Genomic DNA, 16,208 nt, shown 5'->3' with positions numbered 1-16,208 from the left:
CCACGTTCACTCACGGTGGTGGCACAATGGGCAACTGTGGGTTATCAAGAATCTTTGCGCGAATTAGCCGCTGCATACGCAATATCAACGGGCTACACCGGATTCGGTGGACAGCCCATCGAAGTGTCTGACGACACCTTAATCAAGACGCTGAAAGCCTTAGAGGTTGATATCAGCGATCACCCTTCCGAGGAGGAGATTCACCGCAAGCTCCAAGAGCGACACGACGGCGAATTCTCAAGACCGCTGCCGCGCAGTGTGGTCATGATCGATGAAGCCAACTATTACCTGCATGTGCACGTCCATGATGGTGCGCCCGCAGATATTTCCATCACGCTCGAAGATGGTAGCTTAGCTAAGGCCGATCAGGTAGAGAACTGGACTCCAGCTCGCACGATTGCCGGTGTTACATGGGGGGAGGCAACTTTCGAGATCCCAGCCGGACTCCCGCAAGGCTGGCACACCATTACGCTGACCTCTACAGGGATACGTGAGACCTGTCCTTTGATAGTGACCCCTGCGCGACTGTCTACCACCGCTACGTATATCGACCGGCCGGTGCATGGAGTGATGGCACAAATGTACTCGGTGCGCAGCGAAGACAGCTGGGGCATCGGCGATTTTCACGATCTTGCCACCTTAGGTGCTTTTATCGCCGAGCAGAAGGCAGGCGACTTCCTCCTGGTCAATCCGATGCACGCTGGGGAGCCGCTACCCCCAGTGGAGGATTCCCCCTACCTGCCTACCTCACGTCGTTTTACCAATCCGATTTATATACGCATCGAAGATATCCCCGAGATTGATCTCCTTGATAGCGATATTTTGGAAGATATTGCTGATATTGCTGAGGAATTCCAATCCCAGAATCGTGATGCCTCCATCATTGACCGCAACCCCATTTATGCGGCGAAGTTACAGGTACTTCATGAGGTCTTCAATGCCGGGCGAAATAAGAAACGGGAAGCTGAATTCCAGGCATATATTGCCCGCGAAGGCGAAGGTCTCGCACGCTTTGCATCGTGGTGTGCCAAACAGGAAGCTAAACTCGCCGGCGGCCACGCCATGGATAACGCAAATGCTGTGGAATTTTATATGTGGCTGCAATGGATCTGCGATAGCCAACTCGCTGCCGCCCAGCAGGCATTGCGCGATGCCGGTATGAAGATTGGCATCATGGCCGATCTTGCGGTGGGCGTACACCCAGGTGGATCCGATGCAGAAAACCTCGCCGAATATTTGGCCCCCGACGCCAGCGTCGGCGCCCCACCGGATGCGTATAACCAGCAAGGCCAGGACTGGTCGCAGCCTCCGTGGCATCCGGAGAAACTCGCTGCTGCTGGATACAAGCCATGGCGCGATATGCTGCGCACAGTATTGCGCAATTCTGGCGGCATTCGCGTTGACCACGTGCTGGGCTTATTTAGGCTCTTCTGGATTCCGCGCTTACAAGACCCATCCACTGGCACCTATGTGAACTATGATTACCGCGCTCTCGTCGGCATTCTGGCTCTCGAGGCTGAGCGCGCAGGAGCTGTAGTCATTGGCGAAGATCTCGGCACTTTCGAACCATGGGTACAACAGGCTCTCGCCGACTACGGCATTATGGGCACCTCCGTCTTGTGGTTTGAATCCTCGCCATCTCAGGGAGGGCCACGCTATCAAGGCGAGTACCGTCAGGCTGCACTAAGCTCGGTGACTACCCATGATCTTCCTCCTACCTGCGGGTATTTGGAAGGTCGCCATATCACTTTGCGCGAGCAGCTCGGCTTGCTGATTACTGATGCAGACCAGGAAATTGCCGAAGATCTGAATTGGCAGGCTGAAGTACTCAACCGGGTCAAGGAGCAGGGCGGTTTCGAGGGCGAGGATAACTCAGTGGAAAACTTCCACGGCGTAGCCCGCGATGAGCGCGGCGATACCGAAACTCTCGTCGCAGCTCTACACCGCTTTATCGCCCACACCCCATCCGCGCTGACCTGCACAGCTTTGGTAGATATGGTTGGCGATCGGCGCGTGCAGAATCAGCCAGGTACCACGAAGGATCTTTACCCGAACTGGTGTGTGCCACTTACCGATCATGAGGGCAAGGCAGTGCTGATCGAGGATCTGTATTCGAGCTCGAGTTTCCAGCATATTGCGGCCGCCTCCGCGCGACCCTAATGCGCTTCTGATGCAGGCTTTCGGGCCTGCATTTTTTAATTCTCGCTGACGTATGCGGCCTCATCTGCGTAGAATAAATGGAGTACGAAGTGTCATCGCAGAAATGTATGTCTCTTCAAGTAGTGAACAAGAAGGCACAGATTTCCATGACTCCAGCTCCAGCCCTGAGCGCCCGCGGTCTAGCAAAAAGCTTCCGCAGGGGCTCTATTCATGCCGTGCGCGGTATTTCCTTTGATGTCCAAGAAGGCGAGGTCGTTGGCCTCCTCGGCCATAACGGAGCCGGCAAAACAACCCTGATCGATCTCATCGTAGGATTGACCTCCCCTACCGCGGGCAGCATAGAAGTCTATGGACTCAAACCCCGCCAGGCTATTGCTCGCGGACTGGTAGGCGCCATGCTCCAAAACGGCAGTCTATTGCCTATCCTCACCGTTAGTGAAACTTTAAGAATGGTGCAGGCAACCTATAGCCAGCATCTCCCCTTAGAGGAAATTCTCGAGATCTGCGAACTCAACGAGCTGGCATCACGCAAGGTTGCCGCCTGCTCTGGCGGAGAGCAGCAGCGTGTCAAACTCGCCATTGCTCTCCTCGGCGATCCACACCTCCTGCTCCTGGACGAACCCACCACGGCGATGGACCCGAGTGCCCGACAAAAATTATGGGATGCTCTCGAACGCTTCGCCGCGCGCGGCAAAACGGTACTCTTTTCCACTCACTATTTAAAGGAAGCCGAAGACTTCGCCCACCGGCTTATTATCCTTAAACGAGGCCGCGTTATCGCCTCTGGGACTCCACAGGAGATTCTCCAAGCCCAAGGTGAAATCAGTATCGATGTGGACTACCCGGGTGATATTCCCCCGCATATTATTGATCTCAGCTCTGGGTACAGTCGTCATGGGCACACCCACCACTTCTTAACACGCGATTCTGATTATCTCGCCAAGGCGCTCTTATCTTTGAACGGTACTCAGAATCTTCGCATTAGTGCCATGAGCTTGGACGAGCTCTTTGCCTTAGAGAAGAACTAGAAAGAAGGCCGCCTGTGCTCGATTATTATCTGTTATCCATTAAGCGTCCTTTTAAAGACACCACTAATGTCATCCTCACCTCGGGTCTGCCCGTGGCCTTGTATATTATTTTCGGTGCCGCCCAGGACTATCAGGGGGTAACGCTTAAAGGTGGGAATGTAGAAGCCTATATTCTCATCGGTCTCGCCCTTTATGGAGGGGTAGTGGCGGCAGTCAATACCGCTGGCAGCGCGGTGGTTGACCAAAACAGTGGGTGGGGTCGCATGATGGCTACCACGCCCTTGCGGTTACGGCATTATATCGCTGCCCAAATCTGTACGATTTTCGCTTTTACGATGCTACCCGTGGCGGCCGTTCTTGCGACTGGCTATATGCTGGGCGCACGAATGGATGAGTGGATACTCACTTTTTTCGTCACCGTCGCGGTCGCTGTCCCCTTCGGCTTTTATGGGCTCTTATGGGCCAGCTTCCTCCCCTCCTCCACCTCGATTACTATCGCCACAACCTCGATCGTGCTGCTGGCTTTTCTAGGCAATCTCTTTATGCCCATGCCGGAGGCAATTGTGCGGTGGGGGGAGTGGACCCCGATGTTTGGCAGCGGGGTATTAGCCCGGTATTTCGTGGCAGAAGGCTCTCAATTCACCCAAGATGCTGGGCTGATGACCACCTCTTTGGCCCTTGCCTTCGCCAATTTCGGGATCTGGACCACGATCTTAGTCACTGGTTGTATTTACGCAGCAACGCGGGATAAAAACCGGGCTTAGTAATAGAGCGAAATCACGGCGAAGGTAACGATCATCCCGGTGAAATAATTCATCACGAGAAATACCCGCCACGCCTTATTGACCTCCTCACAGGTCTCGTCGGTGATAAAGAAAAACCGTGCCGTATTGGCCACATATCCCAGACCGCACACCCCAATGAGCCAACCCGGGAAGGGCAGGGCGAAGAGCATCACTGCAGCCACGAGGTAGAATAGACCCGCTAATCTTGTGGTCAATCTAGGCCCTAGTGCGGTTGCGATCGAGTGCAGATTCCCCTCTCGATCCGCCTTCACATCTTGGACTGCCCCTAAAGCATGGCTAGCCATCCCCCAGAAGAAGAAGGAGAGGATAGGTAGCCAATACGTGGGCGGAAAATCCGGGTGCTCAATGGTCAACCCCACCAGTGCGGGAGTAGTAAAGTGCGCCGAGGACGTAATCGAATCTAGCACCGGACGCTCTTTGAAGCGCATCGGAGGTGCAGAATATGCCACCACGGCACCCACAGAGAGAGCCAACCACGCTCCACTGGTGAATGTACCCACAAGGAAGAACCAGATGAGGAAGGGTACCGTACTCACCACGGAGGCGATAAGCAGTGGCTTGTGCATAGACCGCGCCAAGATGGCGCCCTCTACCCCACCCTTGCGTGGGTTGCGTATATCGGATTCGTAATCAAAGACATCATTGATGCCGTACATCGCAATATTGTAGGGAATGAGGAAAAAGAAAACCCCACCGAAAAAGAGCAGGTCAACCTGACCGCCAGCTAAGAGATAGGCTAATCCGAAAGGAAAGGCCGTATTAACCCAGCTAATAGGCCGAGAGGCTTTAAGGATATTTACACAAGTAGTCATGGCTTCCACCAGGCGGCAATAAAGAGGGCGGCTACGATGGGATAGAAGAAATCTTCAACGGGAACAAGTCCGAGGTGTAGTCCAAGGCGCTGATCCTGGCCGTAAGCGACGAGCTTCGCCCAAATCATAAGGTTGTCAAAAATAGCGGTGAGAATGAGCAACAACGCAGTCACGATGCCCAGTTCTTTAATATTGCGGTGCTCAGATCGCCACCACATTACCCCAGCCCCGAGCACAAAGGGCACACTAATCAGGGTATAGATCACTGCCGAACCTCCTGTGCGCGGCTCAATCGCCTCACAGCTGTGGTGAGGTTGATGGTCAGATAGGACAGAAATATCAGAAAGATTGGCTCCTCGAGAGGAAGTTCAGGAGCGAGAAGAATCCCCGTCATATACGGCGATCCCCCGCGAAAGAATGTTCCAGTAATAATTCCTAGCCCGTCCCAGATTAAAAAGATCAGCACGAGCAGGGCAATGATGATCCCGGCGTGACGGGCGTTGAGAAAGAATGCTAATCGATAGCGGTAGTCGCAGGCCACCATAGCGCTTAGTGAACCGAGCAGGATCAGCAGATAGACCAGACCCGTCATGAACCCACCGTATCTAAAGGACCAGGAGAAGTGTCGCCGTTGATGCGCTTAAGTACGTTCTCTGCAGAGATTAGGCACATGGGAACCCCAACACCTGGCAGCGTGGTAGCACCAGCATAGTAGAGGTCTGCGACTTTCGAGGACTTATTTTTGCCCCTAAAGAAAGCGGACTGGCTCAAAGTATGCGCCGGACCGATCGATCCGCCCCGCCAGGCATGGAAGTGCTCGGCAAAATCGCTCGGTCCTAGGCTCTTGCGCACCACAATGCGCTCGGCGAGATCTGGGACCTTGGTCCATGCAGCGATTTGCTCGATGGCGGCGTCGGCAATTGCACTAATCGCGGGGTCTGCCTGCTCGCGGTAAGCATCCCCATAGCCGAAGGTGGTGCGCGCCGGGGCCGGGATGAGAACGAAGAGGTTTTCGTGGTCCTCGGGGGCGACCTCAGGGTCTGTCTTCGACGGCATAGATATATAGATCGAGCGGGATGCTTCGAGGGGACGCTGATCACTGGGGCCAGAGAAAACAGCATCGAAATCGTGGGACCAGTCCCTGCTGAACAGCAGATTATGGTGATCTAATTCGGGCAGCCGGCCGCGCACGCCAAGAAGGAGCAACACGGTGCCAATGCCTGGATTTTTCTTACCAAAGTAGGCATCGCTATAGGTGCGCAGCTCGGTGGGAAGTAGCCGGGTTTCGGTGTGGTGTAAATCGGCGGAAGACACCACGATATCGGCGGGGAGTTCTTCGAGGTCACCGTCTTCGTTGCGAACCCGCAAGCCGGTGGCTTTTTTATTCTCGGTGGTAATAGCAACGACGGAGGTATTAAAGCGGAATATTGCACCGTGGTGCTCGGCGAGGCGGTGGATGGCTTTCGCCACTGCCATGAAGCCACCTTGCGGGTATTTTACTCCCAAGTCCAGATCGGTATAGCTCATGAGGTGATAGAGCGCGGGTGTCGTCTCTGGGCGGGCGGATAAAAAGACTGCTGGGTATTTAAGGACCTGGCGCAGCCTCGTATCGCTGAAGCGTTCATCGACGAAATCCGCTAATGACTTATACAGCAATGTCGCCAGGCGCCCGAGGCGTTGGCGAACCGTGTGGTGGATAAAGGGGTTGATGGAGGAAAATGTTGTATATAAGAAGCGCTCGATGGATAGATCGTAGGCATCTTTGGCGCTATCAAGGTAGAGTTCGAGGGCTTCACCGGCCCCTTCTTCGATACTCTCAAATAATTCGATGGCGGCGGCGCGGTTGGAGGGAATATCAAGGGGCGGGCGCCCTTCTGGGAACAGGCGGTAGCCGGGCTCGAGATCCACAAGATCGAGTTCCTGCCCGGTGCTGGTACCCATGAGCTCGAAGAAATGATCAAAGGCATCGGGCATGAGATACCAGGACGGGCCAGTATCCCACCGGAACCCCTGGTCGGTGATTTCACCGGAGCGACCTCCGATGCCGCTGTTTTTTTCTATCACTTCCACCTGCATACCCGCTTTGGCCAGTAGTGCGGCGGTGGCGAGGCCCGCAAAACCGGAGCCGATGATGAGAACTTTCATATCCTATCCTTTGATGTAGTGGTAAATGCGCGCTGGATTGCGCGCACAAAGATTTTAGTTTTCGTGATCGAGCTCACACTGACTCGCCGGGAATAGATATCCGAGGTTGGTGTCTGATCGAGCAACCTGGTTAACTCCGCAAAGAAATCAGTAGCTGCGATCACCCCCATGCGAGAGGAATAGGGCAAATGGGGAATAACAGTTCGGGCGAGACGGAGGTCATGGCGGATATCGTCGATGAGCTCTTTTTTAGTTGCATCGTTCAGTTCGCGTTCTGCAAGCTGGGGGAAGTATCGGCGACCGAGAGCGTGGGAGTCTTCCGATAGATCGCGGAGGAAGTTGATCTTTTGGAATGCTGCTCCCAAGGCTCTTGCCCCCTCCTCCATGAGCTCTCTTTCTTGGGTTGTGATAGGGATATCGACGATAAAGGCTTGCAAACATAATAGTCCGATGACTTCAGCTGAGCCGTAGACATAAGCGGCGAAATCTAAAGCATCGTATGTTGTTTGATGTAAATCGCGGCGCATCGAGGCGAAAAAGGCCCGGATATATTCTTCCTTAAAGCCGCAGCGTCTAGCGCTTTGACCGTAGGCATGCAGCACCGGATCAGTATGGAAACGCTGCCTGGGAGCTAGTAAAACCCGCTGTTCATAGGCGTCTAATTCCGCACTTACGTCGGCTGTGCTGAGCTGAGCCTCGCCGGCGGTCCCATCGACGATTTCGTCGGCAATGCGCACCATGGCATAAAGGTGGGCGATATCGCGTCGTACGCGGGGTGCCAGAAGTTTCGTTGCCAAAGAAAAACTGGTGGAATACGAACTGATAATCTCCCGACTAGCGGCAGAGGAGGCGTTATCGTAGCGCTCTAAGTAGCTAAGGCTTGGGCGAAGTCGCATTATTTTTCCCTCCCACTGACTAGTTTTTGCATGGTGGAACCCAGCACACCGCGGTGGCTCAAACGCAGTGGTGGAGGTTGGGTACGGAAATTCTTAAACATGGTGTAGAAACCTCGTGTGAAGCGAATAAAGAGCTGCCGCGCTCCGAAAAGCGCTCTGGGATCCATCTCAACGAGGAGATCATCCTGGTACCAGACGGTCTCATGGGGGCGCACCGCGAAGGAGAGATTCAAATCTTCGTGGACGAAAGTATCAGTGAAATCGACCTGATCCCGCACCTCTTCCCACCAGCTGCGCCGAATGGCAAAATTGGTTCCGTAGAACGGGTAGTGCCCTAATGCGGAAGCTGTGGTGGAGAGATAACTACCCACATAGAGCTTGCTTGCGATACGAGACCAGGGGGATGGTAATTGGAATCGTGCATTGCCTGTGATCCCTACCACGCGCAGACCAGGATTTTTATCGGCGCGATCAAAGGTGGTGTGCAGCTTTGCAATATAGTCACGGGGCAGAACTGCATCGGCGTCTGTGCGCACCATAATATCGCCCGTGCTCGCCTCGAAACCGGCCCACACCGCTCGAGTTATTCCGCGGTGTGGTTCGCTGACTACTCGCGCCCCAAATTTTTCTGCCACCTCGGCGGAATGATCTTCCGACCCATTATCAATCACAATGACTTCATCTGCAGGAATAGTCTGGTCGCTCAGGCTTTCCAGCAGCCGCGCTAACAGGGGGGCATCATTGAGGCAGGGGATGATCATGGATATGCGTCGAGAATGCATCAAGTGGGGTTTCTCCAGACTGCCTCTGCTTGACTCGGGCTCGAGTGGCATGGCGACGGTGGTGGCTGCGTCCTTCTATCTTAATCGACACCCCTCAGTTGCGGGGGCTTCCTTTTTAAGAATATTGGCTTATTATCCACGCGATAACAACGACCGCTAGCAACAGATACAGTGCCTGGGTGACTCGCGAACGTGGATAGCTACGCCTCCGTTTAGGGAGGTTTTGATCTTTTTTCCGGAGTTCTTCGGGGTTAGCCATTAGTTCCTTTCATCCCCAGTATTCACGGTTTTCACACGGGCATTCTTCACCCACGCCACTATGCGCAGCCACAGTGACCCTGAAATATCCACCACCCGCAGCCACACCACAGCGATCATAGCGCCGAGGGGGACCACCACAACAAACACCACAACAACCTGCAACCAGAAATTGGTGGTGGTGAGGAATTGGGTGAAGGCATCCATAATTTTATAAGCTACCCGCTAGTCCACGACGGCGCAGCAACGGAGTGATATCTTTTTCTCGGCCGCGCAGCTTGATAAAAGCTTCGTGGTAATCATCGGCTCCACCCCGGGAGAGAACGAGGTCACGGAATTTTTGACCTGCCTGCCGAGCCGCTGCATCGCCAGCGTGTGCTCCCGCAGCGTGACATTCGGTAAACCAATCAAATCCATCGGCGTCGAGAACCTCTGCCCATAAATACGAGTAGTAGCCCGCTGAGTAACCGCCAGCAAAAATATGCGCAAAATAAAGACTCCCATAGCGCGGGGCTAGATGGGCCACCTCAAGCCCCGCCTTCGCAAGAGCTTGGCGCTCGAACTCGGCTATATCTTCAGGGCGCAGTTTGTGTGCTTCGTCCGGAGAGAGGCTGTGCCATGCGAGGTCGATGATTGCGGAGGCGAGGTACTCAGAGGTTGCACAACCTTGACCGAATTGCTGGGCCTTTGTCATGGCCTCTCGCATCTGGGTGGGAAGTGGCTCTCCTGTGTCAATATGGAAGGCGTAGTGGGAGAGGATAGCGTCATCAAAGGCCCAATTCTCGTTGATCTGGGAGGGGAATTCCACATAATCTCGAGGCACCCGGGTACCCGAAAAGGTGGGATATTTCACCTGGGAAAACAGTCCATGCAGACCGTGGCCGAATTCGTGGAAGAGTGTGGTGACTTCATCGAGACTCAGCAGCGGATCGGAGCCATCGACGGGCTTATTAATATTGAGCACGTTGACCACGACCGGTTTATCCCCCAGTAGCTCGGACTGATCCACAAATGAGCTCATCCAGGCTCCTCCACGCTTGGATGGGCGGGCGAAATAGTCCGTGAGCACTAGCCCGATCCCTTCCCCATTTTCTTCCAGGATCTCATAAATCTTCACATCCGGGTGGTAGGCCACCAAATCGGGGCGTGGCTGTACAGTGATGCCATAGAGCCTAGAAGCTGCATAGAAGAGGCCATCGTTAACAACCCGACTGAGCGGGAAGTATTTCTTCAGTTCGGTTTCATCGAGGTGGTAGTCGCGGTGGCGTATATAAGTTTCCCAGTAAGGCCAGTCTGCTGCCCCGATAGTCGCACCGTGGTCTGATTCGCTGTCCAGATCAGCGGCCTCATGGAGTAATTTGAATTCATTGCGAGCATTTGTGGCGGCAGCGGGTGCCAAATCTGATAGCAGTTGCGAGGCTGCATGACTATCAGGGGCGGTTTCCTCTGCGATCACGTACTCGGCGTGATTGTCATAGCCCAATAAAGCAGCTCTCTCAGCGCGCAGCTGCACCGTTTTGATAACGGTCTCAGCATTGCTCGCACCCCGGTTCTTGGATGCTTCATAGAGAGTGGCCCGAACCGTGGGGCTTTCTAGATGACTTAAAGCCGATTGTGCGGTTGGAAGCTCGAGTGGCAAGACATAGCCTTCGCGCCCTAGATCCTGAGCATAATGGCGGGCTGACTGAATAGTAGCCTCATCGAGCCCACGGAGGTCTTCCCGGTCAAAAGTAGGCGCATCCTGAGTAGTGGATTTCCGAAGCTCGGAATTAAAGCGCTCGGATAGCGAAGAGAGCTGCGCGTTGATCTCCTTTAACCGCTGCTGCTTATCCGCGCTGAGATTGATCCCCCTCCTTGTAAATTGCCGCATCAGGTGGTCAAAAAGTCTTTGAGATTCAGGGGCAACGGGAACTTGCACATCCTTAAGCCGCTGATAGAGCTGAGCATTGAGGAAAATAGCATCAGTATGGGCTGCTAACTGCGGGGCGACGGTGGCCGCAATATCTTCTAACTCGGTAGTCGAATCGGTGCCAAGAAGATTGAAGAAGACCGCGGCTACGCGCTCGAGATTGCGACCGGATTTTTCCCAAGCTTCTACAGTATTGTCCCATGTTGCTGGATCTTCGTTGGTGGCAATCGCGGTGATCTCAGCGTCGTGCTCGGCTATGGCCGCTGCGAATGCTGGCTGGAAATGCTCAGTTTTGATGTCCGCGAAGGGCGGAAGTTGGTAGGGCAACGTGGAGGGGACTAAAAGGGGGTTATATTCGCTCATGGCTACCTATGCTAGCTGCTAAAATCTAAGGCTATGCAACCAGATGTGCAACCGACGGTCGAAGCGATCGACAATCCCTTGGCACCGTCTACTGCGGTGCGGTATTTCCTGGCCAGTTATGCCAGCTACCGCCCCTTTGAGCCCTCCTATCGCACCACCTTTGCCGGCGAGGCCCTGAGCACCCTCACCCTAGCGCAGCCGCATCGCGGTGCCGATCAGATATCTTTACTCCCCCTTCTCATCACGGCACCACAGTCGGCTGAGCCACTGCACGATTGCCCGGTGATGGTTTTTATTCACGGTGGTAGTTATGAGTCGGGGCATTTCCGCGAACCAGTATTTGAGGCTGCGGCCTTGGCTGAGCAAGGCTTTATTGTAGTGAGCGTGGAATACCGTTTGGCTATCGAAGGCTTCGTTCGCTTTTCAGGGGAGAAGGATTATCGCGGAATCGAAGATTGCCGTGAAGCAATTGGGTGGGTGGCTGATAATATTGAGCGCTTCGGCGGTGATCCCACCAATATAACGGTGGTGGGGCATTCTGCGGGGGCAGGCATAGCTCTCTGGTTGGGGCGCAAGGATCATTACGACGGCACTTTTCGACGCATCCTGGCTGTTAGTCCCGCTTTTCCGCGCCGTCCTTTCAGAAAAAATCTCTTGCGGGCATGTTTGCGCGTACCGTTGACGAAGAGCAGCCTGCTTAATCTGGCGCCAAGCCGACTGAAAAAAGGCGCGCAGCGATTTAGTCGACTGGTAGCAAGCGATCTCGCTTTCGGCCCTTATCCTTTCGAGCCTGCGGAGATGGCGGATCTGCCCATTATTATTAGCTGCACCGATGGTGAGATGTTTGACCTCAAAGAGAAGCCCTTTATTCCGGGTTCTATCCTGCGTAGGATTTTCGGGATGCCACAAAGCTATGAGCCTGATGGTCCCCTGCTCGGTTCACTTGTCGGAGATACTATGATCCGGCAATGGGCCCTCGGTATCGGTCAGGTGAGACCAAAAGATACGTGGCTTATTGATTACCAGGGAGACCCTCCGATCATTCATGGGGCGGATCTACGCTGGGTATTCGGAAGCGCCCCCAATCCCCCGATCTTTAATATTGTCAAGGACTACCTTCGCGGTGTGCTTCCCTCCTGGCCTGATTATTCCGCCAATAGACAGGTTCTTATTGCACCGATCGGACGCGAGCCCTATCCCGAGAGTGACCCTTATGGGCAGTTGCGGGTGACTCTCGGCCTATGATTAGTATTGCGGGGCCGGCATTTCAACGCCTCAGCGGTACCCAAACCAATGCCAGTTATATTCTCGGCGATCAGGTGTGGAAGGTGCTGGCGCATCCGGAACCTGGAATTCATCCTGATGTTGAAATCACAGCTGCGCTTCACCGACACGTTGCAGAATTTATTGGTGAGATTCGCGACGGTGATGCCACCGCGGTCATCATCACCTCTGTCCTGCCCGATGCCCAAGATTGCTGGGCGGCACGAGAGCAACTAGATCCTCATGATGCCTCTGCAATGGGCGCGATCCTTAAAGAAGTGCACGAAGATCTAGCCCATGCCTTTCCTACGGGCCAGCGGCGAGATCTGCGGGAGACATTTCTTGAACGCCTACACCTTTTTGCCTCGCGTACCAAGATTATTGAGGAATTTCTCCCCGCGGCGGAGCGGATATACTCGATCTTTGATCGCCCTATCCCTGTGCAACGCATTCATGGGGATCTTCACCTTGGCCAAATTCTTCGATCACACGGGGCGTTTTACCTCATAGATTTCGAAGGTGAGCCTACTGTTCCGCTATCCCAGCGCCGACTCCCGGATTCTCCTATGCGAGATCTCGCGGGCATGATCCGGAGCTTCGATTATGCTGGTCTCGATTATGGGGAGGATTTCCTCACTGGCTACGGTGACTATGACGCACAGCTTCTTGAGGCCTATATGGTGGATAAGGTGCTCTACGAGATCGACTACGAAGCACATCACCGTCCCGATTGGGTGCAGATTCCCCTGAATGCGGCGCGGACGCTACTTTCCTAAAAACCGGCGAGGAGTCGCTCGCGCAACGGCTGGTGACCGAGTTGCTCAACCATCCACGGGCTAAAAGCAAAAGGGGTTGAGTCAACGGCACGGATGAGATCGGTGGCATTCACCCACCGGTAGGAATCCACCTCGGTTGGATCGGGAGCTATGTCGGCACTAATGCGGGCGATAAAAACGGGGCAGATTTCGTATTCCACGATCCCGCTGGAATCAACGGCACGATAGCGGAAATCCGGCAGCACAACCTCAACCTCATCGAGGCTCTCTATTCCCAGCTCGTGGGGAACCCAGCGGTGCACGGCGTCGAGGGCGGTTTCGTGTGGGCCTAAATGCCCGCACGCGGAATTGGTCCACACTCCAGGCCACGTGGCCTTTGAGAGGGCTCGCCTGGTCATGAGAAATTGGCCGTGGGGATTGAAAACATAGCAGGAAAAAGCCAAGTGCAATGGTGTGGTGCTGCTATGCACGGTTGCTTTAGGGGCAGTGGAATATGGGGTTCCCTCATCGTCGACAAGCACAACGGTATCTGTCATATCACTGCCTCTTCTTGGTTGGGTACTTATACTCTATTGAGGTTGCCCTCAAAGACGAGGTTACCTACTTTCAACCGCGCTTGGGAGAGCTGATAATAATCGATGGCAAAGGCATACTGCAGATTCGTCGAAGCCCCAGCACCTAAAGGAAGGTCTAGGTCGATGGTGCCTTCAGGAACGAGTTCAGCACCATCTAAGCTCACCTGTAGTTCTTGAGGAGGAAGCGCTATATCGCCAGTATTGGTGACAAGCAGGTAAATAACTGAACCTGTTGCTTGCTGGTTATATCCAGTTGCTTGCAGTTCCACCTTGATATTAAGCCCTGGGTCCTCGGCGGGTTTTGTTAAGTCTGTGACAATCTTCTCGGGAATATCGACGGCACTAAATTGGGGTGCGGCTGACGTTTCCTGGGCTTGGGCCACCTGCGTCTTAATGGGCTCTTGCTGTTCCGACGCCGCGCAGGCACCAAGGCTTAATGCCAGTGCCGCAGCGATAAGCATATTCGCAGACTTTAGTATCTTCATCGTCCTCGACCCATATTGTTGGTGAACTATATTCAGGAAAATAGTAGCAATAAATGAGCCGATTAGTCACGGCTCGATCTCAGATGAGAAAAGTGCCCGCGTTGCTGTATAGTTTGTACAACTTGTTCTACACCCTTTATTGGTTGTCTGCAGCCACCATCACCGCAGGATGAACCAGCTACCTTAAGTATCCAGTTTTGGTAGGGGCACGGTCTTGATGAGCGGCTACGAGGCCGCTCTGTGCGATACCAAGAAATAAGCGATGAGTTAAGCATCTATCACCGCTGCTTTACTCGATCACAGTCTTTAACGATTAATTTAAGGAAAGCTCCCGCTACCTATGTCTTCTCAACCCACCGTGATTAAGAAATCCGGCAGTGCCTCGATACTGAGCCCACGGATCTTAGCCCCCATCGCGCTTATGCTCTTTTCGATGTTCTTCGGCGCTGGAAACCTCATTTTCCCGCCCGTTCTGGGGGCTGGCGCAGGCGCTAATTTCACACCCGCGATTATTGGTTTTCTTCTCGGTTCTGTGGCCTTGCCCATTATTACCGTCATCACCATGGGGTTATCGGGGCATGATATTCGCTCGTTGCCAGCGCGTGCCGGCAAGATCTTCGCCGTTACCTTCTCTGTTGCCGTGTACTTAGCAATTGGCGCTTTATTCGGTATTCCGCGTACCGCTGCCGTGGCTTATTCCGTTGCTATTAGCCCCATCACGGGATGGACTTCAACGAGTGCTTCCTTGTTTTTTAGCGTGCTCTTCTTTGTTATTTGTTATGCATTAGCCTTTAGGCCTGGCAATTTGGTGAATCGCTTGGGTGCCATTTTGACTCCCGCTCTCTTGCTCCTCCTCACCGTGTTAATTGTGATGAGCTTTTTTAAACTCAAGAACCCCTCCCCTAGCCCACTGCCGGATTACGAAACCTCCCCGCTGGCTACCGGTTTATTTGCTGGCTATATGACTATGGATTCCGTGGCCGCCCTCGCATTCGGCATCTTGGTTATTTCCGCTGTCAAGCGCTCGACGGCGGGCACCTCAATTCCCGTTCATAAATCCACCACGGTAGCCGCCTTAGTTGCGGGGCTGCTCTTGGCAATTATTTATTTCGGACTGGCCTATATCGGCCTCCACTTAGAAGACAGCCAAAGCTATCCCGAAGGTGCTGCCCTATTATCTGCTGCCGCGCTGCGAGTCCTTAACTTCCAAGGCCAGGTTGTTTTCGGAGGCATTGTGGTTTTGGCGTGTATGACCACTGCTACTGGGTTGTTGGCTGCAACCAGTGAATTCTTTCAGTCTCTGGTTCCAGCGGTGCGTTATCACTACTGGTTGACGGGATTTGCCGTTATTTCCTGCGTGATTGCCACCACAGGATTGGAAACGGTATTAGCTCTTGCTGTCCCGATTATCATTTTCCTGTACCCCATTGCTATTACGGTGGTGGCCCTGACCTTCTTCGGTCATTTCCTGCCTTTACCGCTCTTTTATAGTTTCCGCTTTGCCGTGTGGACGGTGGCGGCATGGAGTTTTACCACAACCGTCATGCCTGATTTATTAAGCTCCGCTCCACTTCAGGAAGCCAATTTTGGGTGGTTGATTCCCGCTCTGGTGGCTCTAACCATTGGATTATTTCTAGATCTTTTCAATCCTGAGCGATCTCGTGCCGCCATTAAGAAGGCATACGAGAATATCCAAACCCAGTAATATTAAATAATCACTAATACTTATTCAGTGAAAGTATGAGTGCTCACAATTTTCGAAAAAGAATTGTGAAAACTAAATAAGAACCGGACATAACTTCTACCGCGTAGGCCAGTCCGGTTTCTTCCTGTCTACCCTCATGGCAATCATCTCAATACCGATGCAGAACTGCCAGTTCCGAGGCTGAAACCACGCCTGTCATTGGGGGCGTCACACCCCCGGCGAGGAGGGTCGATTCTTGATGTGGA

The 16,208-nt window shown here is 53.7% G+C and carries 16 protein-coding genes; 6 read left to right on the top strand and 10 right to left on the bottom strand.

Annotation, left to right across the window (positions count from 1 at the left end; genetic code table 11):
- The first annotated feature begins 36 nt into the window (after positions 1 to 36).
- From NXT00_RS08085 to NXT00_RS08075, 3 genes are all read left to right on the top strand, one after another.
- Complete coding sequence (locus tag NXT00_RS08085; protein ID WP_259080022.1) at positions 37 to 2,160, top strand: 4-alpha-glucanotransferase; 2,124 nt, start codon at positions 37 to 39, stop codon at positions 2,158 to 2,160.
- Between the two features lie 146 nt (positions 2,161 to 2,306).
- A complete protein-coding gene (locus NXT00_RS08080) occupies positions 2,307 to 3,188 on the top strand; it encodes an ABC transporter ATP-binding protein (protein ID WP_259158683.1) in 882 nt (293 codons plus the stop codon).
- 14 nt (positions 3,189 to 3,202) lie between these two features.
- Positions 3,203 to 3,952 carry an ABC transporter permease gene (locus NXT00_RS08075; protein ID WP_259079885.1) on the top strand — a complete coding sequence of 250 codons (750 nt, stop codon included), beginning with the start codon at positions 3,203 to 3,205 and terminating at the stop codon, positions 3,950 to 3,952.
- Here the strand turns inward: NXT00_RS08075 and NXT00_RS08070 are convergent.
- The 8 genes from NXT00_RS08070 to NXT00_RS08035 form a co-directional block, all read right to left on the bottom strand.
- A complete protein-coding gene (locus NXT00_RS08070) occupies positions 3,949 to 4,806 on the bottom strand; it encodes a prenyltransferase (protein ID WP_259079883.1) in 858 nt (285 codons plus the stop codon). The two genes, NXT00_RS08075 and NXT00_RS08070, sit on opposite strands and share 4 nt — an antisense overlap.
- Positions 4,803 to 5,072: a lycopene cyclase domain-containing protein gene (locus tag NXT00_RS08065; RefSeq protein WP_259079876.1), complete on the bottom strand. Its 270-nt coding sequence runs from the start codon at positions 5,070 to 5,072 to the stop codon at positions 4,803 to 4,805. Before NXT00_RS08065 ends, NXT00_RS08070 begins: the two co-directional genes overlap by 4 nt.
- A complete protein-coding gene (locus tag NXT00_RS08060; protein ID WP_259079874.1) occupies positions 5,069 to 5,398 on the bottom strand; it encodes a lycopene cyclase domain-containing protein in 330 nt (109 codons plus the stop codon). The genes NXT00_RS08065 and NXT00_RS08060 overlap by 4 nt, the downstream gene beginning before the upstream one ends.
- The gene (gene crtI, locus NXT00_RS08055; protein WP_259079872.1) at positions 5,395 to 6,951 is read right to left on the bottom strand and encodes a phytoene desaturase family protein; all 1,557 of its coding nucleotides are present in this window, start codon (positions 6,949 to 6,951) and stop codon (positions 5,395 to 5,397) included. The genes NXT00_RS08060 and crtI overlap by 4 nt, the downstream gene beginning before the upstream one ends.
- A complete protein-coding gene (locus tag NXT00_RS08050) occupies positions 6,948 to 7,847 on the bottom strand; it encodes a phytoene/squalene synthase family protein (protein WP_259079865.1) in 900 nt (299 codons plus the stop codon). Before NXT00_RS08050 ends, crtI begins: the two co-directional genes overlap by 4 nt.
- On the bottom strand, positions 7,847 to 8,629 hold the full coding sequence (locus tag NXT00_RS08045; protein WP_259079863.1) for a glycosyltransferase family 2 protein: 783 nt from the start codon (positions 8,627 to 8,629) through the stop codon (positions 7,847 to 7,849). The genes NXT00_RS08050 and NXT00_RS08045 overlap by 1 nt, the downstream gene beginning before the upstream one ends.
- 258 nt (positions 8,630 to 8,887) lie before the next feature.
- Positions 8,888 to 9,094, bottom strand: a complete 207-nt coding sequence (locus NXT00_RS08040; RefSeq protein ID WP_259079861.1) for a hypothetical protein — start codon at positions 9,092 to 9,094, stop codon at positions 8,888 to 8,890.
- Between the two features lie 4 nt (positions 9,095 to 9,098).
- The gene (locus NXT00_RS08035; protein WP_259079859.1) at positions 9,099 to 11,159 is read right to left on the bottom strand and encodes a M3 family metallopeptidase; all 2,061 of its coding nucleotides are present in this window, start codon (positions 11,157 to 11,159) and stop codon (positions 9,099 to 9,101) included.
- Between the two features lie 33 nt (positions 11,160 to 11,192).
- On the opposite strand from NXT00_RS08035, the gene NXT00_RS08030 reads away from it, so the two are divergent.
- Positions 11,193 to 12,404, top strand: coding sequence for an alpha/beta fold hydrolase (locus NXT00_RS08030; protein WP_259158681.1), 1,212 nt, complete (start codon positions 11,193 to 11,195; stop codon positions 12,402 to 12,404).
- On the top strand, positions 12,401 to 13,198 hold the full coding sequence (locus tag NXT00_RS08025) for a phosphotransferase (protein ID WP_259158680.1): 798 nt from the start codon (positions 12,401 to 12,403) through the stop codon (positions 13,196 to 13,198). Before NXT00_RS08030 ends, NXT00_RS08025 begins: the two co-directional genes overlap by 4 nt.
- Here the strand turns inward: NXT00_RS08025 and idi are convergent.
- Positions 13,195 to 13,734 (bottom strand): isopentenyl-diphosphate Delta-isomerase, encoded by a 540-nt coding sequence (gene idi / locus NXT00_RS08020; protein WP_259158679.1) that lies wholly within the window; start codon positions 13,732 to 13,734, stop codon positions 13,195 to 13,197. The two genes, NXT00_RS08025 and idi, sit on opposite strands and share 4 nt — an antisense overlap.
- Before the next feature lie 26 nt (positions 13,735 to 13,760).
- Entirely contained in the window at positions 13,761 to 14,258 is a 498-nt protein-coding gene (locus NXT00_RS08015; RefSeq protein WP_259158678.1) for a hypothetical protein, read from the bottom strand.
- 340 nt (positions 14,259 to 14,598) lie between these two features.
- On the opposite strand from NXT00_RS08015, the gene brnQ reads away from it, so the two are divergent.
- Positions 14,599 to 15,963: a branched-chain amino acid transport system II carrier protein gene (gene brnQ / locus NXT00_RS08010; RefSeq protein ID WP_259079849.1), complete on the top strand. Its 1,365-nt coding sequence runs from the start codon at positions 14,599 to 14,601 to the stop codon at positions 15,961 to 15,963.
- Positions 15,964 to 16,208 lie beyond the last annotated feature (245 nt).

Source organism: Corynebacterium sp. ES2715-CONJ3 (genome assembly GCF_024814365.1).
GTDB lineage: Bacteria > Actinomycetota > Actinomycetes > Mycobacteriales > Mycobacteriaceae > Corynebacterium.
The sequence above is the reverse complement of the archived record's forward strand: the minus strand, read 5'-3'. Positions and strand labels throughout refer to the sequence as shown.

Excerpts from the sequence above, each read along its gene's own strand:
- NXT00_RS08030 (WP_259158681.1), top strand. The coding sequence starts at position 11,193 with ATGCAACCAGATGTGCAACCGACGGTCGAAGCGATCGACAATCCCTTG.
- NXT00_RS08060 (WP_259079874.1), bottom strand. The coding sequence starts at position 5,398 with ATGACGGGTCTGGTCTATCTGCTGATCCTGCTCGGTTCACTAAGCGCT.
- idi (WP_259158679.1), bottom strand. The coding sequence starts at position 13,734 with ATGACAGATACCGTTGTGCTTGTCGACGATGAGGGAACCCCATATTCC.
- NXT00_RS08015 (WP_259158678.1), bottom strand. The coding sequence starts at position 14,258 with ATGAAGATACTAAAGTCTGCGAATATGCTTATCGCTGCGGCACTGGCA.
- NXT00_RS08035 (WP_259079859.1), bottom strand. The coding sequence starts at position 11,159 with ATGAGCGAATATAACCCCCTTTTAGTCCCCTCCACGTTGCCCTACCAA.
- NXT00_RS08045 (WP_259079863.1), bottom strand. The coding sequence starts at position 8,629 with ATGCATTCTCGACGCATATCCATGATCATCCCCTGCCTCAATGATGCC.
- NXT00_RS08025 (WP_259158680.1), top strand. The coding sequence starts at position 12,401 with ATGATTAGTATTGCGGGGCCGGCATTTCAACGCCTCAGCGGTACCCAA.
- crtI (WP_259079872.1), bottom strand. The coding sequence starts at position 6,951 with ATGAAAGTTCTCATCATCGGCTCCGGTTTTGCGGGCCTCGCCACCGCC.
- NXT00_RS08050 (WP_259079865.1), bottom strand. The coding sequence starts at position 7,847 with ATGCGACTTCGCCCAAGCCTTAGCTACTTAGAGCGCTACGATAACGCC.
- NXT00_RS08040 (WP_259079861.1), bottom strand. The coding sequence starts at position 9,094 with ATGGATGCCTTCACCCAATTCCTCACCACCACCAATTTCTGGTTGCAG.
- NXT00_RS08070 (WP_259079883.1), bottom strand. The coding sequence starts at position 4,806 with ATGACTACTTGTGTAAATATCCTTAAAGCCTCTCGGCCTATTAGCTGG.
- brnQ (WP_259079849.1), top strand. The coding sequence starts at position 14,599 with ATGTCTTCTCAACCCACCGTGATTAAGAAATCCGGCAGTGCCTCGATA.
- NXT00_RS08080 (WP_259158683.1), top strand. The coding sequence starts at position 2,307 with ATGACTCCAGCTCCAGCCCTGAGCGCCCGCGGTCTAGCAAAAAGCTTC.